General features: G+C 62.4%; 17 protein-coding genes and 2 pseudogenes. 14 read left to right on the forward strand and 5 right to left on the reverse strand.

Annotated elements, in window-relative coordinates:
* Positions 1-38: 38 nt before the first annotated feature.
* Positions 39-662: a TetR/AcrR family transcriptional regulator gene (locus RB548_RS10895; protein WP_331371337.1), complete on the reverse strand. Its 624-nt coding sequence runs from the start codon at positions 660-662 to the stop codon at positions 39-41.
* 504 nt (positions 663-1,166) lie between these two features.
* Here RB548_RS10895 and RB548_RS10900 point away from each other — a divergent pair.
* From RB548_RS10900 to trxB, 3 genes are all read left to right on the forward strand, one after another.
* Positions 1,167-1,700 (forward strand): YkgB family protein, encoded by a 534-nt coding sequence (locus RB548_RS10900; RefSeq protein WP_331371338.1) that lies wholly within the window; start codon positions 1,167-1,169, stop codon positions 1,698-1,700.
* 109 nt (positions 1,701-1,809) lie between these two features.
* Positions 1,810-1,965 (forward strand): DUF1127 domain-containing protein, encoded by a 156-nt coding sequence (locus RB548_RS10905; RefSeq protein WP_331371339.1) that lies wholly within the window; start codon positions 1,810-1,812, stop codon positions 1,963-1,965.
* Between the two features lie 63 nt (positions 1,966-2,028).
* Positions 2,029-3,027, forward strand: a complete 999-nt coding sequence (trxB, locus tag RB548_RS10910; RefSeq protein ID WP_331371340.1) for a thioredoxin-disulfide reductase — start codon at positions 2,029-2,031, stop codon at positions 3,025-3,027.
* Positions 3,028-3,260: 233 nt separating this feature from the next.
* Here trxB and RB548_RS10915 read toward each other — a convergent pair whose 3' ends face one another.
* Positions 3,261-3,794, reverse strand: coding sequence for an RrF2 family transcriptional regulator (locus RB548_RS10915; RefSeq protein WP_331371341.1), 534 nt, complete (start codon positions 3,792-3,794; stop codon positions 3,261-3,263).
* 364 nt (positions 3,795-4,158) lie between these two features.
* Between RB548_RS10915 and RB548_RS10920 the strand changes: the two genes are divergently transcribed.
* From RB548_RS10920 to RB548_RS10940, 5 genes are all read left to right on the forward strand, one after another.
* Positions 4,159-5,367 (forward strand): NAD(P)/FAD-dependent oxidoreductase, encoded by a 1,209-nt coding sequence (locus RB548_RS10920; protein WP_331371342.1) that lies wholly within the window; start codon positions 4,159-4,161, stop codon positions 5,365-5,367.
* A 203-nt stretch (positions 5,368-5,570) separates the two neighbouring features.
* Positions 5,571-6,446: a LysR family transcriptional regulator gene (locus RB548_RS10925; RefSeq protein ID WP_331371343.1), complete on the forward strand. Its 876-nt coding sequence runs from the start codon at positions 5,571-5,573 to the stop codon at positions 6,444-6,446.
* A 107-nt stretch (positions 6,447-6,553) separates the two neighbouring features.
* Positions 6,554-6,997, forward strand: a complete 444-nt coding sequence (gene msrB, locus RB548_RS10930; RefSeq protein WP_331371344.1) for a peptide-methionine (R)-S-oxide reductase MsrB — start codon at positions 6,554-6,556, stop codon at positions 6,995-6,997.
* Positions 6,998-7,504 (forward strand): peptide-methionine (S)-S-oxide reductase MsrA, encoded by a 507-nt coding sequence (gene msrA, locus RB548_RS10935; protein ID WP_331371345.1) that lies wholly within the window; start codon positions 6,998-7,000, stop codon positions 7,502-7,504. It begins immediately after the preceding gene.
* A 326-nt stretch (positions 7,505-7,830) separates the two neighbouring features.
* Positions 7,831-9,060 carry a bifunctional alpha/beta hydrolase/OsmC family protein gene (locus RB548_RS10940; RefSeq protein ID WP_331371346.1) on the forward strand — a complete coding sequence of 410 codons (1,230 nt, stop codon included), beginning with the start codon at positions 7,831-7,833 and terminating at the stop codon, positions 9,058-9,060.
* A gap of 35 nt (positions 9,061-9,095) precedes the next feature.
* Here the strand turns inward: RB548_RS10940 and RB548_RS10945 are convergent, their stop codons facing one another.
* Entirely contained in the window at positions 9,096-9,485 is a 390-nt protein-coding gene (locus tag RB548_RS10945; RefSeq protein ID WP_331371347.1) for a YkvA family protein, read from the reverse strand.
* 387 nt (positions 9,486-9,872) lie between these two features.
* A complete protein-coding gene (locus tag RB548_RS10950; RefSeq protein ID WP_331371348.1) occupies positions 9,873-11,927 on the reverse strand; it encodes an SMc04171 family calcium-binding repeat protein in 2,055 nt (684 codons plus the stop codon).
* 580 nt (positions 11,928-12,507) lie between these two features.
* Here RB548_RS10950 and RB548_RS10955 point away from each other — a divergent pair.
* Positions 12,508-14,187: an ABC transporter ATP-binding protein/permease gene (locus RB548_RS10955; RefSeq protein WP_331371349.1), complete on the forward strand. Its 1,680-nt coding sequence runs from the start codon at positions 12,508-12,510 to the stop codon at positions 14,185-14,187.
* Positions 14,188-14,235: 48 nt separating this feature from the next.
* Here the strand turns inward: RB548_RS10955 and RB548_RS10960 are convergent, their stop codons facing one another.
* On the reverse strand, positions 14,236-15,834 hold the full coding sequence (locus RB548_RS10960; RefSeq protein WP_331371350.1) for a winged helix-turn-helix domain-containing tetratricopeptide repeat protein: 1,599 nt from the start codon (positions 15,832-15,834) through the stop codon (positions 14,236-14,238).
* Between the two features lie 450 nt (positions 15,835-16,284).
* Between RB548_RS10960 and RB548_RS10965 the strand changes: the two genes are divergently transcribed.
* The 5 genes and pseudogenes from RB548_RS10965 to RB548_RS10985 all read left to right on the forward strand — a co-directional run bounded on the left by RB548_RS10965 (position 16,285) and on the right by RB548_RS10985 (position 21,489).
* Entirely contained in the window at positions 16,285-17,037 is a 753-nt protein-coding gene (locus RB548_RS10965) for an SDR family oxidoreductase (RefSeq protein WP_331371351.1), read from the forward strand.
* 285 nt (positions 17,038-17,322) lie between these two features.
* Positions 17,323-18,135: a class I SAM-dependent methyltransferase gene (locus tag RB548_RS10970; RefSeq protein WP_331371352.1), complete on the forward strand. Its 813-nt coding sequence runs from the start codon at positions 17,323-17,325 to the stop codon at positions 18,133-18,135.
* 562 nt (positions 18,136-18,697) lie between these two features.
* Positions 18,698-18,886: a hypothetical protein gene (locus tag RB548_RS10975; RefSeq protein ID WP_331371353.1), complete on the forward strand. Its 189-nt coding sequence runs from the start codon at positions 18,698-18,700 to the stop codon at positions 18,884-18,886.
* A gap of 46 nt (positions 18,887-18,932) precedes the next feature.
* Positions 18,933-19,808 (forward strand): annotated as a pseudogene (locus tag RB548_RS10980) (sulfatase-like hydrolase/transferase); the annotation flags it as partial.
* 149 nt (positions 19,809-19,957) lie between these two features.
* Positions 19,958-21,489 (forward strand): annotated as a pseudogene (locus RB548_RS10985) (winged helix-turn-helix domain-containing tetratricopeptide repeat protein).
* Positions 21,490-21,582 lie beyond the last annotated feature (93 nt).

Below are 21,582 nucleotides of genomic sequence, written 5' to 3' on the forward strand. Positions count from 1 at the left end.
CCTCGGTGACGTCGAGGCGGCCGATGGGAGGATCAAGTTCAGGAAGCCTGCGTTCGCTGTCCCGCTTCCTCTTTCTTGGCTGACGGTGCCATGGAGGACCGCTCTTCCGCCGCGAGCAGTTGCTGCGCCATACGCTTGGCCTGCAGGACAGGCTCGGCCGTCCGTGTGATTTGCGCAACGGCGAGCGCCCCCTCCTGCAGCAGGTTGATCTCGTTCGCGATCCGCTTCGGCTCGGCAAACCGCGCCGCATGGGCGAGTTCCTCGAAATAGGCGAGCATCAGGCGCTTGTGCATGAAGGCAGCGCGGAATACCGGAGCGGCATCGTCCTTATGTTCCCCGGCCGCGCTTATGAAGATGCAGCCGCGGAACTGCTTGTCGCGGACCGTGGTTTCGAGGAAATCGAACGTCGCCAGAAGACGTTCGGCGGGATCGCGCGCCCGCTGCTCGACAAAGGCACGCGTGGCAAGGCGGTCTTCTTCGTCGCGCCGTTCGAGCGCCGCCAGGATCAGGTCTTCCTTGGTTTCAAAATGTCGGTACAGCGTCGTCTTGGCCACCCCCGCCTCGGCGATGATCAGGTCGATGCCCGCCGCGTGATAGCCATGCTCGTTGAACAGCCGGAGTGCGGTGTCGAGCAGGTGACCCCGGATCTCTGAACGACGCATCTCATCCTCACATTATGTAACAGGTCTGTATCGTTTCTAGCGGCAGCACAAGGCAAATGCAAGGGCATTCCGGGGCATGTTCTGCAACCTTGCACGAGGTCCACTCATACGGGGATCTTCCCTTCTGAACCGATCTGTATGCTTTTCGCCCACTGATCGGCATCGTTGTAGAGAGCAGCGCGTTCTGCCTGCCTCCGGCCGCGTGCGTGTAACGCCTCTGCGATTGGGCTGGCGCTTGATCCCAGCGCGTCCGCTTCGGCCTTATGAAGCCCCTCGCACGCCTCCAAAGACACAACACAGTTTTGTACCTATCTGCACCTGCCTTTCCGCCATTCGAGCCCAAACAGGAAAGTTCCCTAGGGAACAAGGCCCGGGCATCTTTCAGAATCCGCCCTTGCTAAACGATACAGATCGGTATACTTCTTCTTCATTCGATACAGATCGGTATCGTTTATCCCGCGTCACCGGGCGGATGGCCCTCCGCGGACAACCCAGGAGAAGACAATGCCTCGCATTCCTATCAATAGCATTGCGGAGCGTCCGCGCGTCCAGGCGCGCGCCGCTTCCTCCCTCGATCTGGTCGAACACCACGGTCGGACCGTCACCGCGGCGGGCCTATACGCCTCGATGGTCGCTATCTATGGCTGGTTCGGCGGCATGAAGTTCACCACCTATGAAGCGGAGGGCCTGACCGGCCTGGTCGGCAACAATCCGTTGTTGAGCTGGACCTATTCCCTCTTTAGCGTCGGGGAGTTTTCAAGCCTTCTTGGCGTCCTCGAGCTCAGCATCGGCGTCCTGATCGCCGCACGACCTTTCAGGCCGGAGTATTCGCTCGTCGGCGGTTTGCTGTCGGCCGGGCTTTTCGCGACCACACTTAGCTTCATGGTGACGACCCCCGGAGTGTTCGTGCCAGAACTTGGCTTTCCGGCGATTTCGGTCGCTCCCGGACAGTTCCTGCTCAAGGACATCGGGCTGTTCGCCCTCTCCCTCTGGATTGTCATCGACTCGCTCGCGGCACTCCGCTCAACCAGTGCCTGACTGAACCGAGGGCGGAGCCCGCTGGCTCCGCTCGCATACCGATTTGCGTTCACAGAAATCACCGCTCTCAAACCGGCCGCGCCGGTTGGTTCAATGAAAGGAATGTCCCATGTTTATCGCATCCATCCTGTCGAAATTCCGCGCCCACCAGCGCTATCGCCGGACGCTGCGAACGTTCACGCAATTGAACGATCACTTGCTCGAGGATGTCGGCATTTCCCGCAACGAGATCGATGCAGTCGCGCGCCGGCAGTACAACCAATGAGAACCGAGGCTGCGTAAGGGCTGAAGCCGGGCGAGTACCGGTGACGCACAAGGAGATCACCTCATGAACACGCACTACGCCAGGGTCCTGATCATCGGGGCCGGGCCGGCTGGCTATACCGCCGCCATCTACGCTGCCCGCGCCAACCTGAAGCCGCTCCTCGTGACCGGCCTGCAGGCAGGCGGCCAGCTCACCATCACGACGGATGTCGAGAACTATCCCGGCTTCGCCGAACCCGTTCAAGGACCCTGGCTGATGGAGCAGATGCGGCTGCAGGCAGAGAACGTCGGCACCGAGGTCGTGTACGACACCATCACCTCCGTCGATCTCTCCAGGCGCCCGTTCCGCCTTAAGGGTGACTCCGGCGACACCTACATCGCCGATGCGCTCATCATCGCAACGGGAGCCCAGGCTCGCTGGCTTGGCCTGCCGTCGGAGAAGACATTCAATGGCTTCGGCGTCTCCGCCTGCGCGACCTGCGATGGATTTTTCTATCGAAACAAGGAAGTCGTCGTTGTCGGCGGCGGAAACACAGCCGTAGAGGAAGCGCTCTACCTGTCGAACCTTGCTTCCAAGGTCACGGTCATTCATCGCCGCGATCGTTTCCGCGCGGAACGCATCCTTGAGGACCGCCTCCTCGCGAAGCCGAATGTCGAAGTGATCTGGAACCACGTCGTCGACGAGGTGATTGGCGAGCAGGAGCCGAGGAAGTCGGTGACGGGCGTTCGCATCCGCGACGTCAATACGGGCGACGTCAAGCAGCTGTCCGCACACGGCCTTTTCGTCGCGATCGGTCACGACCCCGCGACGGCTTTGTTCCGCGGCCAGCTCGACATGGACGACGCCGGGTACATCAAGGTCGGCTCCTGGTCGACGAAAACAACCGTCCCCGGGGTTCTGGCCGCCGGCGATGTCATCGACCCGGTGTTCCGTCAGGCGATCAGCGCCGCCGGAATGGGTTGCATGGCGGCCCTGGAAGTCGAGAAGTTTCTCGCCGAGCATTCACCGGATCCGGTCGCGCCGGCGGTCGATACGCGTGAAGCGGAGATGGTTGGAGTATAGGGATCGGCGGCGACACGCGCCGGCTGCCTACTGCATGTTTCCTTAAATCGTAGCCGATTTAAGGATAAAAACGTGCAGCAATTCAAAGGGCTACAGCGTCCTTGGCGCGTCAGATAGGACGCGCGGCGCTGTAGGGAGCGCGGGTTTCCATGCGGAAGCCCGCGAGCACCGGTCCCGGCGTTGGCCGCTGAGCTGAACCTCCGCCGCTGCGCGACGCGCAAAGGCTTTGGAAACTATGAAGAGGCTTGAGTGCGGCGTCCACGCCTCGGCGTGCGCGCCGCCAGCCATTCCTTTACACGGCCGGCAAAGTCCTCCGGTGCCTTTACCGCTGCGCGCCCCTTCATGCTTGCCAGTGTGTGCGCCGCCAGCGCTTCTCTCGTCCGCTTCTCGGCCTCGATCATGACCGCGTGGATGGCGCAGACGTCGTCCACCGCCCAATCGGGCGTGCGGTCGCCGAAAAGCGCGCATTGAGCGCGGATCTCCTTGCATTCAAAGAGTGCCTTGCGTCCATCGACAGCTTCGACGACATCGAGCGCCGTGATCTCCGTCGCGGGGCGCGCCAGCGAAAAGCCACCGCCGATTCCTTCGCGGGCGACGACGATGCCGGCCTTCTGAAGCTTGGTGAAAAGCTTCGCAACGAATTCGGCAGGGACCTTCTGCAGCTCCGCCAGATCGCGCGCACTTGCCGGCTGGCCGAGCTCCTCCGCATCGACGAGGTAAAGAAGACAGTGAAGAGCGTATTCAACGCCTGCACTAACATGGGCCATGGAACCACCAAAAACACCGACAAATATTGTCGGAGATATCACTGAAGGCTCGCTTCCGCAATCCCTAATCCGTCTTCAGGGTATTGACAGAGCGTTTCCGGAAGTGGCCGGAATTATCATTGCTCGGTAACTCCGATTATATTAGTCGTAGTTAACGCGACGGACAACGATCGTCGTGGACTCCGTCTCCGCCCAGGAGACAACTAGAGCGCCGCGCAAAAGGACGCCCTAGCGCTTTGAACCTTGGGCATCTTTTCTGCTTTCAGTGGCTCCACCGAAAGCAGGATGCCCTACCGAAACGGCAATCGTTGACCGGCTGGACCTCGTCCCGCTGATAGCGAAGCCTTGTCCAAGAGGAAGAGAAATGAGCGAACGAATACTGATCATCGGCGCCGGCTTTGCCGGAATGTGGTCGGCACTCGGTGCAATGCGACTGCTTGACCAGCAAGGAAAGGCGGACGGCTCCGTCGAGGTTGCGGTGATCGCGCCACAGCCCGAACTGCACATCCGCCCACGCCTGTACGAAAAGCATGCGTACAAAATGAAGGCTCCCCTGTCGGAAGTATTTGCCAACGCAGGCGTGCGTTTCATCAAGGGCTACGCGACGGCTATCTCGACGGCCCAGAACTCCGTGACCTATTCGGGCGACGAGGGCCGCGAGAACACGATGGGCTATACCAAGCTTGTGCTCGCGACCGGCAGCGTGTTGTTCCGTCCCGACATTCCCGGACTGGACCACGCCTTCAATGTCGACCAGGTTGCCGACGCCGCGGAACTCGAGGAACATATCCTCCAACTGGGACGCCTTCCGGAAAGCCGTTCACGCAACACGGTTATCGTCGCCGGCGGCGGCTTCACCGGGATCGAGACGGCCGCAGAGATGCCGCATCGTCTTCGCGCCGCGCTTGGAGAGCATGCCGACATCCGCGTCATCGTCGTCGAGCGTAACGATGCGATTGGACCAGACCTCGGACCGGGCCCTCGCCCGGTCATCGAGCAGGCGTTTTCGGAACTGGGCGTGGAGACGCGTCTCGGCGCAGCGATTACCGCCATCGACCGCGACGGCGTGACACTGGCGTCCGGCGAACGGATCGAAGCGGCAACCGTTATCTGGACGGCGGGCGCCCGCGCCAATCCGATCACCAAGCAGATCGACGCGGAGAAAGACGCTTTTGGGCGTCTCCATGTCGACAGGAACCTCAAGGTGGTCGGCCACTCGAACGTCTACGCGACCGGTGACGTCGCCTATGCTGCGACGGACGACGTCGGCAACCGGACGATGATGAGTTGCCAGCACGCGCAGAACCTCGGCCGCTCCGCGGGGCACAACGTCGCTGCGGATCTGCTCGGGGTGGCGCCGATCCCCTACAGCCAGGAGAAGTACGTCACCTGTCTCGACCTTGGCCCATGGGGCGCGGTCTATACCGAAGGGTGGGACCGCCAGGTGAAGCTTTCCGGCGCCGAAGCCAAGCGGCTCAAGACGAGGATCAACACCGAGTGGATCTATCCGCCGAGTGCCGATCGTGCAGCGGCGCTCGCGGCTGCAGACCCCCAGCGCATCGTCGTTGCCTGATCGTGGATCAGGCGTGAGAGGCAGCCGACGTACCTATCCCTCTGCAACGGCTGCGACAGGCGAGCCCGCCCCTCGGGGGCGGGCTCGCTTCCTTTTCCGAGGCCCTTCCGGATGCCCTTGCATTCGAACAGGGCCGGAGTGACAAACAGTGTCTGCCTTTGCCAATGTGTTGGCATTCAGTCCAAGCCGGCGAGACGCGATCCATGGACATCAATCAGGTCAGGTACTTCCTCAATCTGGCTGAAACATTGAACTTCACCGAAGCCGCGCGTCGAAGCGGCGTCTCGCAGCCGAGCCTTACGCGCGCTATCCAGCGTCTCGAGGAAGAACTGGGCAGTCCGCTGATCTATCGTGATGGCAAGGACAGTCGCCTCACCGCGCTCGGCCGCGACGTCCAGGCCGAGTTCATGCGGATCGAACTCGCGCTCAGGAACGTGCGCGAGCAGTCCGAGAGTACCGTACTTGGCCGGCGCCGCATTCTCGATATCGCCGTTGCGCCGACCATCGGCCCTGCCCCGTTTGCCGCATTCTTCGATGACGCGCTCCAACAGCTTCCGTCCGTGAAGATCAACATGCATCAGCTGTTGACCGGCGAAGGTGCGAACGAGGTGCTTTCGGGCAAGTATCATGCCTGCATCCTGCCGCGGGCGCCCCGCCCCAATCCCAAGCTCAACGTCGTGCCGCTGTTTCGCGAGCGATTTCTCCTCGCCTGCGCGGAGAACCATCCGCTGGCAGCCGAAAACGTCGTCAGCACCGAGGCGCTCGCCGCCTACCCCTATGTCGACCGCCTCGCCTGCGAGTTCCACACCGAGATCACCGAGCACCTGATGGACCATGATGCCGTCATGCAGCCGCGCTTCAGCACCGAGCGCGAGGACTGGGTTCAGCAGATGGTGGCCGAGGGCCGCGCGATCTGCATCATGCCCGAGCGCTCCGTCGTCGTTGGGGGCATAGCGACCCGCGCAGTCGAAGGGATATCGCTGGAGCGCGAACTGGTGTTCGTAACGGTCTCCGGCTCCGGCACGCCGCGCGAGATCCGCAAGATCGCCGAGTTGGCGGCCCGGCACGACTGGGCGTGAGCGGGTCGCCTTTTCACGCGGCTATTGAATCTATGCACATCCGATATTGGGAATTTTCGTGATCCCTCGCCATATTCAGGCAACAAATCCAGCAACGGAGACAGGCCATGACCTATAAGAAGACCGACGAAGCGGTCAGCAAACTGACCCCCGAGCAGTTTCGGGTGACCCAGCAGAACGGCACCGAGCGCCCCTTCACGGGCGAGTATAATGACAACAAGAGGCCGGGAATCTATGTCGACATCGTTTCCGGCGAACCGCTGTTCGCCTCGGCCGACAAGTTCGATTCCGGCTGTGGCTGGCCGAGCTTCACCAAGCCGATCGTACCGGCGAATATCAACGAACTGCGGGACCGCTCCCATGGTATGATCCGCACCGAGGTGCGCTCGATACATGGCGACAGTCACCTCGGCCATGTGTTTCCCGACGGCCCCGAAGATCGCGGCGGCCTGCGTTACTGCATCAATTCCGCCTCACTGCGCTTCATTCCGCGCGAGGAGATGGAGGCGGAGGGCTACGGCGAGTTCATCAACCAGGTAGAGGATATCTGAATGACCAAGAGAGCTGTTTTGGCCGGTGGCTGCTTCTGGGGGATGCAGGACTTGATCCGCAAGCTCCCCGGCGTCATCGATACCCGCGTGGGCTACACCGGCGGCGACGTGCCGAATGCGACCTACCGCAATCACGGTACCCACGCCGAAGGCATCGAGATCGTCTTCGACCCCGAGAAGATCAGCTACCGGCGGATTCTGGAGTTCTTCTTCCAGATCCACGATCCGACCACGAAAAACCGGCAGGGCAACGACATCGGCATGTCCTACCGCTCGGCGATCTATTACACCGACGACGAACAGAAGCGCATAGCCGAGGACACCATTGCCGACGTCGAGGCTTCCGGCATCTGGCCGGGCAAGGTCGTGACCGAAGTCGAGCCGGTCGGAGACTTCTGGGAGGCCGAGCCGGAGCACCAGGATTACCTGGAGCACTACCCCAACGGCTACACCTGCCACTTCCCCCGCCCCAACTGGGTGCTGCCCCGGCGGTCGGCGGCCGAATAACCGGCCGCACGTCTCTGGCTGCGGAGACCATCCGTCAACTCCGAGGGGCCCGGCGGCTATGCCGAGCCCTTTGGACGAGGCATGCGCTTGTTTTCTCCGGCTCGTCAAGTCAGCTGAGTTTGTCGCGCACCGCCACCCCACCCACCTCATTCCTGTGCCTGTCACAGGAATGAGGTGGGTGGAGAAGCGCCTTGCCGCACAGCAACCGACGAGCCAGCAGCAGGCTGCGTTCGTGTACGCTGGCGTCTGAAAAGACCCGCAAAGGTGTAGGTACTCGGTCGCCGTTGCAGATGTAGAATGATCATTTTAGAGCGAAGGAGCGCACCATGGCTTTCAACACGCAAAGGCTCCAATTTCCCGGTCATTCCGGCGCCACGCTTGCCGCCCGCCTCGATCTGCCCAACGGGCCATTGCGCGCCTATGCGCTTTTTGCCCATTGCTTCACCTGTTCCAAGGATTTGGCGGCAGCGCGCCGCGTTGCGGCCGAGCTTGCGCGCGAAGGCGTCGCCGTCCTGCGCTTCGATTTTACGGGGCTCGGATCGAGCCAAGGCGAATTCGCCTCGACGAATTTCTCCTCGAACGTCGCCGACCTGCTTTCGGCCGCCGACCATCTCCGTCAACACTACGAGGCGCCGTCATTGCTGATCGGCCACTCGCTGGGCGGCGCAGCGGTGCTCGCCGTCGCCGGCAGCATTCCCGAAGTGCGCGCCGTCGCCACGATCGGTGCGCCGGCCGATGTCGGCCACGTGTTGAAGAATTTCGGAGCGAGCCTCGAGGAAATCGAGACAAGCGGCGCGGCGGAAGTCGATCTTGCCGGGCGCAAGTTCCTTATTCGAAAGCAATTTGTCGAGGACGCGCGCACGCAGCGCATCAAGGACGCTGTTGCCGCATTGAAAAAGCCGCTCCTCGTCCTCCACGCGCCGCTGGACCAGACGGTCGGAATCGAGAACGCCACCGAAATCTTCCTCGCGGCCAAACATCCCAAAAGCTTCGTTTCGCTGGACAAGGCCGACCACCTGCTCAACGACCCTGAAGACGCAGCCTTCGCCGGCCGGATCATTTCGGGTTGGCTGACGCGCTATCTCGCCGCCGACACGCCACAGGGCACGGGGCCGATCGAACATGTCCGCGTGACGGAGACGGGCGAAGGCAAGTTTCAGAACGCGGTTCAGGCCGGCGGCCATCGGCTTTTCGCCGACGAACCCGAAAACGTGGGCGGGCTCGATTCCGGACCTTCACCTTATGATTTCCTGTCGATCGCGCTTGGCGCCTGCACCTCGATGACGCTGCGCCTCTATGCCGGTCACAAGGGGCTTGCGATCGGCCGCATCGGCGTCGACGTCTCGCATGCCAAGATCCATGCCAGGGACTGCGAGGAGTGCACCGAATCGGAACGCAGCGGCGGCGCCAGGATCGACCATTTCGAGCGCGTCATTTCCATCGACGGCGAGGGCTCGGAGGAGCTTCGCGACAAGATCGTCGAAATTGCCGGCAAGTGCCCGGTGCATCGCACGCTCGAAGCTGTGGCGAAGATAAAGACCGTCGTGAAATCATAAACCGCGTCGGCACGATTGAAGGGTGCAGCGTCGGCTCAGCGGGCTGCCGTCCCGCCGATCGCCATCCAGACGATGAGAGCCGCGAGCAGCACCCATATCGCGACGATCGCGATCAGCCCGCCCCAACTGACGGGGCGCTCGGTGCGCTTCGCTGCCTCGATGCGCAAATGCGCCAGAACATCATCCGGGATCAGCCTGATGACGGCAATGATGCCGAGCGGGACAATGACGAGGTCATCGAGATATCCGAGGACGGGAATGAAGTCGGGGATCAGGTCGACCGGCGACAGGGCATAGGCCGCGACCGCGCCGGCAGCGAGCTTCGCATACCACGGAACGCGCCGGTCATGCGCCGCCAGCCACAGGACGAAGACGTCCCGCTTGATGCCTTTTGCCCATTGCCTCGCCCGGTCAACCCACTTCATGTTCGCTCCCGCATGTTTCCTTAAATCCTAGCCGATTTGAGGTGAAAAACATGCAGCAAATCAAAGTGCTGCAGCGTCAATGCGCGTCTGATCACAGTACGCGACGGCAGCGTAATGCGCCTCGTCGGTTGGGGCATTGTTCTCTTCCCTCATTCCTGTGCTTGTCACAGGAATCCAGTGCGCCCAAGTCCTTGGGCGCGGGAGAATCGTGCGCGCAACTGAAGTGGAACCACAACTCTCTCTCGGTCTGGGTTGCTGCCAAACAGAGTCATTCACGGCGCGGACGCGCCGTGGCTAGATTCCTGTGACAAGCACAGGAATGAGGAGCGTGGGCAGGGCGCCCCCCCCCGACGCCGCACTAGCGTTTTTCGCACAGCGCCATCGGCTTCAGACGATGCCGAATAGCACGTCGTCGGCCGTGAGGGCCGCAAGGGAAACGTCTTCGATCAGGAGCCCGTGGATGTCGGAGCCATTGAAGGCGACGTAAACGCCGGAGGCCGTGTCGGTCGAGGCAGCGAGAAAATCGGCGTAGTTGCGGATGCCGCTATTTTCCTGGGCGGTGTCAGAGAACGCGATCACGTCGCCGCTTCGGGTTTCGAAGTCGTGGATGCCGTCGATGCCCAGTTGATCCGGGCTTTCGGTCGACCAGAGAAACGTGTCCGCGCCGCTGCCGCCGACCAATCTGTCGGCCCCGTTTCCGCCGCTCAACAAATCATCCTGGGTGCCGCCATCGAGGAAATCCTCGCCGTCGCCGCCGAACAGCCGATCGTTGTCCGAATAGCCCCGCAGCTCGTCGTTCCCGCTTCGACCTTCGAGAAGATCGTTGCCGCCGAGCGCATGGAAGGCGTCGTCGCCGTCTCCACCCCGCAACACATCGTTCCTGATCCCGGTCGAGACGCTGAAGTCCTCTACATTGGCAAAAGTCAATCCGGTCTGAGTGGCCCCGCGCATCGCGTCGAAATCGATCGCTTCCGGAGAAGCGCCCAGGTTCAATTGGAGCAAGTCGCGTCCTTCGCCGCCATCGACCTCTCCCTTGAAATAAGCGATGAACGAGTCATTGCCGCCGCCCCCGAGCATGACCGATCCATCGCCCAGACTGCCGGCACCGGGCGTGGCGGCCCGGATCCAATCGTCGCCGGCGCCACCATCGAGGATGTCGCTGCCGCCGTCATTGGCGAGCGAGTCGTTGCCGGCGCCGCCAAAGGCCACATCGTTGCCGACTCCGGTCGATATCGTGTCGTTTCCTTCGCCGCCGTCGATGCGATCGTTGCCGGCTTCACCATAGAGCAAGTCACGGCCGGTACTGCCTTCGACGCGGTCGTCGCCGGCACCGGCATATACCACCAGATAGTCGAGATTGCCGCCGATCACTGTGTCGTTGCCGCTGCCGAGCGCTATGCTCACCTGCTCGATGCTGCGGAACACCGTGCCTGTCGATGCGCGGCCAGCGGCGAAATCGATCGTGGCGTCGCTCGAACGCACTCTTTCCTCGATATGCAACCAGTCTACGCCAAGCCCGCCGTCGACCTCGGCGGAATAGAGCGTCGTCGTGATGCTGTCGTTGCCGGCACCGCCGAAAAGGCGGTTGGCGCCGCGCCCGTCGACGATCGCATCGTCGCCCGCCCCTGCATCGACGAAGTCGTTTCCGGCTTGCGTCTGGATGATGTCTCTAAGGACGCTCCCCTGGATACGATCGTTTCCGCTTCCCGTCGTCAGTTCGATGCGCTCGATGTCGCTGTGCTGCACGAAAATGTGCCGCTCGTCGGGCGTCTGGTGTCCGAGGATGCCGTGACCGTTCTCTCCGTTGAACACCACCTCGTCCGAAGTCGCCGACAGATCGATCGCCAGCGTATCGTCGCCGCTGCCACCGAAGACGGTGCTGCCCGTTTTGACGAGGACGAAACGGTCGTTTCCCTCGCCGCCCTCGAGGCGATCATGGCCGCCCCTATTGGTGATGATGTCGTGCCCTGCTCCCGCTTCGACGACATCGTCGCCGGCTCCGGTGTGGATCCTGTCGCCGCCCGCCGTTCCCTTGATGCGGTCGTTGCCGCTCCCCGCCGTCAGCCTCAGCCACTCTGTATCGTGGAAGAAGATGTGCCGTTCGCTCGCGCTGCGGTATCCGATGATGCCGTGACCGCTCTGCCCGTTGAACTCCAGCCGATCGGACGTCATGGAGAGATCGATGATCAGCCCGTCATAGCCGACGCCGCCGGTCACGGCGCCACCCGTGCCGACAAGAAAAATCTGGTCGTCGCCGGCTCCGCCATCGAGGCGGTCGTAGCCCGCAGAGCTCGTAAGGACATCCCACCCGTCACCACCGTCGACAAAGTCGTCGCCGTCGCCTGCGTCGATGTCGTCCCAACCGGGAAGACCCCAGATGTAGTCGGTTTCGTCGGTGCCATGCAACACGTCATTGGAATACGAGCCTGCGATCTTGGCCATGTCGTCGTCCTCCGAACCCTGCTCGCACTGCAAATATAATTCGCGAATTCAAATATAAAACGAGAGATACGCAAATGTATACTCATGAACGTTACCAAGCAACTTGAAATTATTCCGCTATTATCGGCAATTTATTTCGAAATTTATATTAGAATCGTTCGATGTGAATGCATGAGAGACATTATGAGACGCGCAAGGTTCGACGAAGAACTTTGAATTGCGGCATGATTTCCCCTCATTCGGCTCCGATACAGGCAGTCATCCGGTCGCTTTTGCCCGCTCGCAGTGGGGCGAGATGGCGCTTGGCTTCTTTCAGTCCGGTGTCATGATACGCCTCGGAAGCGGCAGTGATGTACCGAATGCAGGCACCGGTGCCCGCCCTGAAATCGAGCAAGGTCCGCCTGTCCGCGGCGACAGCATTGCCGCGACAATGCGCGTGGCTCATTCACGCCGCGCATGCTCGAAGCGCATGGGATAATGGGGGCCGAGCGGGGCACATTCTCCTTTCGGATCGGCCGGGCGATCGAAATGCGGCGGCCGCCGGGACCTATGCTGCTTTGAACCTTCGAGGGCGACCAACATGGAACAGCAGCAAATTCCGCTCAGGGTAACCGCAGCTCGTTTTGTCCGCACCATAAGGATTTTTGCGAATTCCGATGTCGGATGGAGAGCAAAACTCCTGTTTGGCGGACTGATAGCGCTACTTTGCGGACTGAATGCCCTTAACGTAGTAAACAACTACGTCGGCCGAAATTTCATGACCGCGATTGCCGAGCGGCAGATGGCCGAATTCATCCGGCAGGCGATTTTTTACATCGCTGTTTTCGCAGCTCTCACGGTCGTCGGCGTCTTCGCCCGATTTGCCGAAGAACGACTGGCGCTGCTTTGGCGCGAATTCCTTACCCGGCGCATCGTTAATCTTTATCTGGAGGACGAAACTTACTATCGGCTGGACGTTTCCGGAAAGCTTACGCATCCGGACCAGCGAATAGCCGAGGACGTCCGCGCGTTCACGGTAACCACGCTCTCCTTCGTCATTATGCTGTTCAGCAGCACCCTTACGATGGTGACCTTTTCCGGTGTGCTGTGGTCAATCAGCCCGTTGCTGTTCGGCGTGGCTGTCCTTTATGCGGCGTGCGGCTCCTACATGACGATTGCCCTGGGGCGACCGCTGATCACCCTGAACTACGACCGGCTCGACAAGGAGGCCACCTTCCGGTCAGGCCTCATCCACATTCGAGAAAACGCCGAGCCGATCATGCTGACGCGCGGCGAAGGGCGACAGAGAGTACGATTGCTTAATAGGCTCGACGAGTTGATCGCCAACATACGCGAGATTACTGCCGTCAATCGCAACCTAGGTTTCTTCACCGGCGGCTACAACTGGATGATCCAGCTCGTACCGGACTTGATCATAGCGCCCGCTTTCATAAGAGGAGACATCGAGTTCGGTGTCGTCACCCAGTCCGGCGCAGCCTTTGCAATGCTTGTGGGCGCGTTCTCGCTGATTGTCAGGCAGTTCAATTCGATCTCGAATTTCGCTGCTGTGGTCTCGCGGTTGAGCTCCCTGCACGAGGAGGTCGCAAGATCGCACGCGACGGAGTCGGGCATCGAAGTTAGCGAGCGTGACGGTCCCTTGACCTGCGAGGGCCTCACCCTGGCCCCGTCAACGGACGCAGACCCGCCTCTTCTGAAGGAACTGTCGGTATCGATCCCGTCCGGCACCCGGGTATTGGTCACCGGATCCAGCCAGGCGCCAGGGGCGGCGTTGTTCCGGGCGATGGCCCACATTCCGACGCCGGGTAAGGGCCGCATCGTCCGCCCTGCTGGCACACTGTTTCTTCCACAGCGGCCCTACCTCCCGTCAGGCGCCCTTCGCCAAGTGTTGGTCGGCCCGGAAAAAGAAAGCGAAGTTCCGGATCAACTCATGCTCAGCGTCTTGCATGAACTCGGCCTCGAACGGATTGTGAGCCAGGCCGGCGGGCTCGATGCGGAACATGACTGGGAAAAGGAACTGTCCCTGAGAGATCAGCAGCTCCTGGCCCTGGCGAACATTCTTCTCTCGGCTCCGTCTTTCGTCGTGCTGGATCGGGCCGAGATGACATTGGGACCCGAACTGCTCGAGAAGATAATGCGCCTGCTCTCCAAGCGCTCGATCGCCTGCGTTCACATCGGGGCGGCTGAAGGCGGACGTGAAGTCTATCAAGCCGTCCTCGAATACGGAGACGATGGTCGGTGGACATGGTCGGCGAAAACATGATTTCGCCAATGCCGTCGCTACCGGGGCACCTCATGCGCTGTGCCGCCGTCACTCCGGCAGCCCGGCCAGCCGCAGCCCATCGGCGAGCCGCGCAAGATCCTCCGGGCGATGGATCGGCATCCAGTCGCGGATGCTGGAGACGCTGAGCGATGGGTCGAGCGCGCGCAGCCGCCGCATTGCCTGCCGCGCCTCCTCGGGGCGCCCGGCAAGCGCGTGGCTTGCCGCCACCACGACGGCCGCGGGGAGCAGACTCGGCAGATTCCCCAGCGCCTTCTCCGCCCAGCTTGACGCGGCATCGAAGCGCCCGGCGAAGAAATGCGCCAGCGCCATCCCAACCTGCATCCGGAACATTTCCGGATCCAGCGGACTGAGCCGTACGGCATGCGCCAGGTGCTCGATCGCGGCGTCGGTTTCACCGCGCAGAGCCCGCAGCGTTCCGCCGAGGAACCAGGCAGGCGCGAGGTTCGGATTGAGAAACCTTGCCCTGTCGATGAGCGCGATGCCGCCGTCGAGGTCACCGGTGAGATGGGCGAGCGCATGCCCGCCTCTCGTCAGCGCCACCGGATTGTCGCGGCCGAGCTCCATCGCAAGCCGCGCCAGCCGCGCACCCTCGGCGATCTCACGCGGACGGTCCGTCATCCAGCCATTGATCTTGCGCCAGAAATGGCACCAGGCCGCCATGCCATAGGCGGAGGCAAATTCCGGGTCGAGCTCGGTCGCCCTGTAGAACAAGGGCAGCGCCGCCTCGATCGCTTCGCGGGTGCCGCTGTGCACCTTCGCCGTGCCGCGCAGGTAATAGTCGTAGGCGTCGAGGCTTTCCGTCGGCTTGCGCTGGGCGCGCTCGATCTCCGCCCGCTCGAGCTGCGGCGCGATCGCGCCGACGACGCTTTCGGCGATCTGGTCCTGCAGCTCGAAAATGTCGTCGAGCATGCCTTCGAAGCGCTCCGCCCAGAGATTTGTGCCGGTCGTCGCGTCGATGAGCTGGCCGGTGATGCGCACCTTGTTGCCGGCCTTGCGCACGCTGCCCTCCAGCACGTAGCGCACGCCAAGCTCCCGGCCGACTGCCTTCACGTCTACCGCCCGCCCTTTGTAGGTGAAGCTCGAATTGCGCGCGATGACGAACAGCCAGCGCATGCGCGAAAGGGCCGCGATGATGTCCTCCACCACCCCGTCGGCGAAATAGTCCTGCTCCGGATCGCCGCTGAGATTGAGGAACGGCAGGACGGTGATGGAGGGCTTGTCCGGTAGGACAAGTGCGGGCGGCGGCGGTTCCCTCTGTTCGCTGGAGCCGTGCTCGATCACGCCCGACCCATCGGGCTGCCGGGGTTCCCCGATTTCGTCAACGCTGATCTCGCCGACGAAGCGGAAGCCCTTGCGGGCGACGGTGCGGATGAGGCGCTGCTCCTCGCCGCTGTCGCCGATCGCCTTGCGAACCGCGTTGATGTGGCTGGTGATCGTCGATTCCGAGACGATCCGGCCGCCCCACACCGCGGCGAGCAGGTCGTCCTTGCTGACGACGCGGTCGCGGTTCCTGACGAGATGCAGCAGCAGGTCGAAGACCTGCGGCCCGACGGCGACGACTTCCGCCCGCAGCGTCAGCTCCCGGCGCTCCGGATCGAGCACGTAGTCCCCAAACACGAACGGCACGTCGGTATCCCCTGGCGAATGCTTCCGTCCATTGATAGCACGGCAACGCGTGCTTAGGGCGATTCCAGGAAAAGTGTGTAGCGGTTTTCCGTCCGCAATTGCGTAGCTTCAATGGGTAAGACACGACAGTAACGCAAATGGGTTTGGCGGATGCTTTTTTCGCCCCCATCAAGTCAATCGAGTCATGACGCACGGCCGTCCCCCATCCTTCCTCATTCCTGTGACACGCACAGGAATGAGGAACGGAGGAGTGCCTTACCGTAGCGCAACCGACGAGGCGCAGTACGCCGCTGTCGTGTGCCGTGCCCGTCCGGCAAGCCGTCTTGGACGAATAACAAAGCTTCCTTCAAGATCAATTCAAGCGCGCCGCAAGGACTTCCCCGGACCGCTGAGGCACTCTCCACGCAGATCGACGGCAATGGTTGCGGTCGGGAAAGAAGGAGAGAAGCCATGAAGATCGTCGTCATCGGAGGCACCGGCCTCATCGGATCGAAGCTTGTGAAGACCCTCAAGGAGCGTGGCCATGAAGCGCTCGCCGCCTCCCCCAACACGGGCGTCAACACCATCACCCGCGAGGGGCTGGCCGAAGCGCTCAATGGCGCCGACATCGTCGTCGACGTGGCCAATGCGCCGGTATGGGAAGACAAGGCAGTGCTTGAGTTCTTCGAAACGTCGGGCCGTAACCTGCTGGCCGCGGAAGCTGCCGCCGGCGTGCGCCATCACGTTGCCCTGTCGATCGTCGGTAGCGAACGGCTTCCCGACAACGGCTATTTCCGGGCGAAGGTCGCGCAGGAAAATCTGATCAAGGCATCCGGCCTTCCCTACACCATCCTGCGCGCCACGCAGTTCTTCGAATTTGTCGGCGGCATTGCCCAGTTGAGCACCGTCGGCGAGGAGATCCGCGTGTCGCCGGCGCTGTTCCAGCCGATCGCGTCCGACGACGTGGTGGCGGCACTCACCGAAGTCACGCTCGCAGCCCCGGTCAACGGCACTGTCGAAGTCGCCGGTCCGGAGGCGATCCCGCTCGACGAGGTGGTCAGGCGCTTCCTCAAGGCAACTGAGGACACGCGCAAGGTCGTGCCCGACGTCCACGCGCGCTACTTCGGCGCCATCATCGACGATCAATCGCTGACACCCGGCCAGAACCCGCGCCTCGGATCGATCCGCTTCGACGACTGGCTCGCCCAGTCGAAGGCTCAGTAAGCGGCTTAAGACCGAACTACAGCGCCGCGCGTCTTATAGGACGCGCAAAGGACGCTGTAGTTCTTTGAATTACTGCATGTCCTTATCCTTAAATCGGCTACGATTTAAGGATACATGCAGTAAGGCCCCTGGATTCAGTGACGAAACGAAAGGCCACGCTTTCGCCTTCCAGCCGGCCGACCAATTTCCTTAGCGACGCCGCGCCCCCTTACACCACCGACGGGTTGTCGCCCCCGCCCAACCAAAGCGTGGTATAGTCGGCCTTTGCGGGAGGGGGGCCGATCCATGTTCACGCAACTGACCTTCAAGGCGCTCGAACACCGCGGCTGGAGCGAGCGCGCCCGGATCTATGATCACTATTCGGGCCGGTTCTGCCGCTTCGGCATAGCGGCGCTCATCGATGCGGCTCGGATCAGCCGCGGCCAGTCGACGCTCGATGTCTGTTGCGGCACCGGAGAGGCAAGCCTGGCGGCCGCCGCGCGCGGCGCGATCGTCACCGGCATCGACTTTTGCGAGGAAATGATCGCGGAGGCGAAAGCCAAGGGCGGCAACGTCAATTTCCAGGTCGGCGATGCCGAGGCGCTCATCTTCGAGGACGCCGCCTTCCATCGCGTCATCAACAATTTCGGAACCCTGCATCTCGCCGATCCCGACAAGGCGATCGCCGAGGCCGCGCGGGTGCTGAAGCCCGGCGGCCGCTACGCCTACACCGTCTGGCGCGGCCCGGATGTCTCGCCGCTGTTCAGCATCCTTCCGGAGGTCGTCAGCGCCCACGGCACGCTCGATGTCGACCTGCCGCCGGCGCCGCCCTTGTTCCGTTTCGCCGAGCGGGAGGAAGCGATGCGGGTGCTTTCGGTGGCGGGCTTCACCGACATCACCTTCGGCGGCATACCCGCCACCCTCGACTTCCCGCTCGCCGAGCTTTCCGACTTCTTCCACCATGCCTTCGTCCGCTCGACGATGGTGCTGGAAAGGCAGGAGCCGGCGGCACGCTTACGGATAGAAGAGGCGCTCGGAGAACGCTTTCAGCCCTTTACCGAGAACGGCATCGTCCACCTGCCGCTCCCTGCCCTCGTCGTCAGCGCGACGCGCGCCTGAACGAGCCGCCGAGGTGGTGACAGAACAATTCCTACAGCGCCGCGCGTCTTATCAAACGCGCAAAGGACGCTGTAGCACTTTGAATCGCTGCATGTTTTTGTCCTTTAATCGGCTGCGATTTAAGGAAACATGCAGTAGGAAGCCGTTCCCGGCCGAACTGATGACGATGTGGGGGACCGATCGCAAAGTCGGCTCGCCGAAACACGACAGCCGACATTGCCGACCCGATTGGCTCGATCCGATTGGCCCTGGCCTATGAATTGGAACAAGCAGGCCCATGCTCTCTCGCACAGGCCTGAATCTACAAACCACGCCTCAAGAAATGAATAGGTCATTGTAGATGTTATCTGAAGACCTTAGGGGAGCCGACCACCCCAATCCATGGACTTTAGTCCTACGCGAGCGTGGTAAAGGTCCTAGTCCAATTGCACGCAGCCGCGCCCGACATATGTGCTTCTGAGCACCAGCCCGCGGCAATGGTGGCGCTGAAGGTCCCAGAGCCAACGCAATTGTCCCTTCTGGCCGGTTCTGGGACCTTCGCACGCTACGAAGGACGTGCGCCATGCGGTCCCACATTCCCATTCAAGATATCGACATGCTCAGCGCAATCTTCGAGGACTTGCTGCAGGATCATCAAATATCCCGCGATAGCCCTGTGGCCGAGGGAATCGTGACACGCCTGATCTTCACTTATGACCTCGGCTTTCGCGATCCCAAGCTGCTGAAAAGGCTTACCGTGCCCTTTCTGTAGCGGCACCGGTCCCTGACCCGGGTGCCACGGGCAACGCCTCTCGATCAACGCGACACGCATGCACGTCTTCACCCACCTCAAACCGGATTCGCTCGGCAAGACCGGCAAGGGCATCCATGCCGACGGCATGGTCGAGCATGACGGTCACGTTGGCCAGCTCCTGCAACAGCTCGACGATCTCGGCATCACGGAAAACACGATCGTGCTCTACACGACCGACAACGGCGCTGAACTCGCCCTGTGGCCGGACGGCGCCCAGACGATGTTCCACGGCGAGAAGGGCACGACCTGGGAAGGCGGCTTCCGTATTCCGATGATGGTGCGCTGGCCGGGCGTCGTGAAGCCCGGAACGCAAATCAACGAGCCCGTGACGCTCATGGACTGGATGCCGACCTTTGCCACTGCCGCCGGCATTCCCGATGTCAAGGAGCAGATGAAACAAGGCTTTCAGGCCGGGACCAAGAACTTCAAGGTCCATCTCGATGGCTACGACCTCTCCGATCTCCTGAAGGGTGAGGCAAAGACCCCTCCGCGTGACGCGGTCTACTATTTTGACCAGGGCGGAAACCTTAATGCCATCCGGTGGAACGACTGGAAGCTGAGTTTTGCCCATGCCAGCCACGGCAACATCGCCACGGCGCAGCGCGAGGTTCCAAGCTGGGCCACGATCGCAAACCTGCGCATGGATCCTTATGAGCGGATGATGGACGATGCGGGCGGCGCAATCGAATTCCTCGCCCGCAACATGTGGCTGCTGGTGCCGATCCAGGGCAAGATCAAGGAGTTCTTCCAGGATTTCGATCAGTACCCGTCCCAGAGCGGCAGTACGCTCAACGCGAGCAACATAAACTACGGCTTGTTGCGGCAGCAGGCGGCGCTAAAGCGGCTCAACGAAGTCGAACGTCTGGCCGCGCCGCGCTGATACCGATGCTTCCCGCTGCCGGCATCGGCCGGCGGCGGGAATGCATTACGCTCCGTGCGTCGTCAGGTCGGTTTCCCTGCGTCCGGTCCGGACCTCGGCCAACACAGCCCCCGTTTCCGCCCGATGGCCGATCGGCTATATTTTCGCGCATGATGGAGCAGCCGCGTGCCTTCGGCCAGTTTGTCCTCGATCCCGCCCGCGGCCTCCTGCTGCGGCATGGCGAGTCCGTTGCTCTCGGCCAGCGGGGTCTCGCCCTTCTTGAAGCACTGCTCGACGCCGCCGGCGGCATCGTCACAAAGGCGGAACTGATGGACCGCGGCTGGCCCGGGCGATCGTCGAAGAAAGCAATCTCACCGTGCAGATCGCCGCACTGCGCAAGGCGCTCGGCCCGGACGGGCAGGAATGGATCGCAACCGTGCCGCGCGTCGGCTATCGCCTTGTCCAGCCGGCGCCGCGATACCGGGACGCAGAGGCTACGCTGCCGGCCCGCCCTGCCCTCGCGGTGCTGCCTTTCGCCAACCTCGGCGGCGACCCCGGCCAGGACTATTTCGCCGATGGCGTCGTCGACGACATCATCACGGCGCTCAGCCGGTTCCGGAGTTTTGCCGTGATCGCGCGCAATTCCTCGTACGCCTACAAGGGCGTAGCGACCGACGTGCGCCAGGTGGCGAAGGAACTCGGCGTCGGCTACGTGCTCGAAGGCAGCATAAGGCGCTCGGGCAACCGGCTAAGGATCGCGGCGCAGCTCGTCGACGGCGGCAGCGGCGCGCATCTCTGGGCCGAGACCTTCGACGGCGAGCTCGACGACGTCTTCGAGTTCCAGGACCGGATCACCGAAAGCGTCGCGACGCTGATCGAGCCGCATATCCAGACGGCCGAGATCGCGCGGTCGCGGCGCGAGCGGCCGGGAAGCATTGCGGCCTACGACATCTACCTGCAGGCGCTGGCAAAGATCTCCATCGAAACGGAGAAGGACAATGCCGAGGCCTATGCGCTGCTCAGGAAGGGGCTTGCGCAGGATCCCGACAATGCGCTCCTGCTTGCCCATACCGCCTGGGCGCTCGAACACCGGCACACCATGGGCTGGCCGTCGCTCGGCCCCGACGACGTAGCGGAATGCTCGGCACTGGCGCGCCGCGGCCTCGAACAGGCGGCGGGCGATGCTATGGTAATGGCGCATTGCGGCGTTGCCCTGCTCCACGTCGTAAAAGACTACGATTGGGCGACGGCGATCCTGCAGTCGGCGGCGGAGGCCAACCCCAACAACCTGATGGTCGTGGTCCGGGCCGGCCTCGCCCATCTTCATTGCGGCGACCTCGACAAGGCGCTCGCCTATTTCCATCGGGCGAACCGCCTCAGCCCCGGCGACCGCGGCGCCCACTTCTCGCTTTGCGGCATCGCCGACGTAGAGATGATCCGTGGCCATCATGCCGAGGCGCTTGCCTGGGCCGCCCGGGCGTTCGCCAGCAGCCCGAACTTCGATCCGACGCTCTGGGTGCTGATAGCGGCCAACGCCCATCTCGGCCGCATGGAGGAGGCGCATCGTTATTGCGATGAACTGAGAAAGATCGCCCCCGGCATCACCATCGCCCGCATCCGCGCCGGCCAGCCCGCCAAGGACCCGTCGAGAAGCGCCGCCCTTTTCGATGGACTGCGCAAGGCCGGCCTCGAGGAAGGCTGACGCGGTTCCCGCTTCGCAACATTTCGGAACTTTTCGGCGGCGGCCACAGGACCGGAAGCACCCGGCTGGCCGAGACTGCTCCTCACGACGCCA

The sequence above is a fragment of the Sinorhizobium chiapasense genome (assembly GCF_036488675.1).
Lineage (GTDB): Bacteria > Pseudomonadota > Alphaproteobacteria > Rhizobiales > Rhizobiaceae > Sinorhizobium > Sinorhizobium chiapasense.

Excerpts from the sequence above, each read along its gene's own strand:
- RB548_RS10940 (WP_331371346.1), top strand. The coding sequence starts at position 7,831 with ATGGCTTTCAACACGCAAAGGCTCCAATTTCCCGGTCATTCCGGCGCC.
- RB548_RS10895 (WP_331371337.1), bottom strand. The coding sequence starts at position 662 with ATGCGTCGTTCAGAGATCCGGGGTCACCTGCTCGACACCGCACTCCGG.
- RB548_RS10965 (WP_331371351.1), top strand. The coding sequence starts at position 16,285 with ATGAAGATCGTCGTCATCGGAGGCACCGGCCTCATCGGATCGAAGCTT.
- RB548_RS10975 (WP_331371353.1), top strand. The coding sequence starts at position 18,698 with ATGCGGTCCCACATTCCCATTCAAGATATCGACATGCTCAGCGCAATC.
- msrA (WP_331371345.1), top strand. The coding sequence starts at position 6,998 with ATGACCAAGAGAGCTGTTTTGGCCGGTGGCTGCTTCTGGGGGATGCAG.
- RB548_RS10900 (WP_331371338.1), top strand. The coding sequence starts at position 1,167 with ATGCCTCGCATTCCTATCAATAGCATTGCGGAGCGTCCGCGCGTCCAG.
- RB548_RS10970 (WP_331371352.1), top strand. The coding sequence starts at position 17,323 with ATGTTCACGCAACTGACCTTCAAGGCGCTCGAACACCGCGGCTGGAGC.
- RB548_RS10950 (WP_331371348.1), bottom strand. The coding sequence starts at position 11,927 with ATGGCCAAGATCGCAGGCTCGTATTCCAATGACGTGTTGCATGGCACC.
- RB548_RS10905 (WP_331371339.1), top strand. The coding sequence starts at position 1,810 with ATGTTTATCGCATCCATCCTGTCGAAATTCCGCGCCCACCAGCGCTAT.
- RB548_RS10925 (WP_331371343.1), top strand. The coding sequence starts at position 5,571 with ATGGACATCAATCAGGTCAGGTACTTCCTCAATCTGGCTGAAACATTG.
- RB548_RS10955 (WP_331371349.1), top strand. The coding sequence starts at position 12,508 with ATGGAACAGCAGCAAATTCCGCTCAGGGTAACCGCAGCTCGTTTTGTC.
- RB548_RS10920 (WP_331371342.1), top strand. The coding sequence starts at position 4,159 with ATGAGCGAACGAATACTGATCATCGGCGCCGGCTTTGCCGGAATGTGG.
- trxB (WP_331371340.1), top strand. The coding sequence starts at position 2,029 with ATGAACACGCACTACGCCAGGGTCCTGATCATCGGGGCCGGGCCGGCT.
- RB548_RS10945 (WP_331371347.1), bottom strand. The coding sequence starts at position 9,485 with ATGAAGTGGGTTGACCGGGCGAGGCAATGGGCAAAAGGCATCAAGCGG.
- RB548_RS10915 (WP_331371341.1), bottom strand. The coding sequence starts at position 3,794 with ATGGCCCATGTTAGTGCAGGCGTTGAATACGCTCTTCACTGTCTTCTT.
- msrB (WP_331371344.1), top strand. The coding sequence starts at position 6,554 with ATGACCTATAAGAAGACCGACGAAGCGGTCAGCAAACTGACCCCCGAG.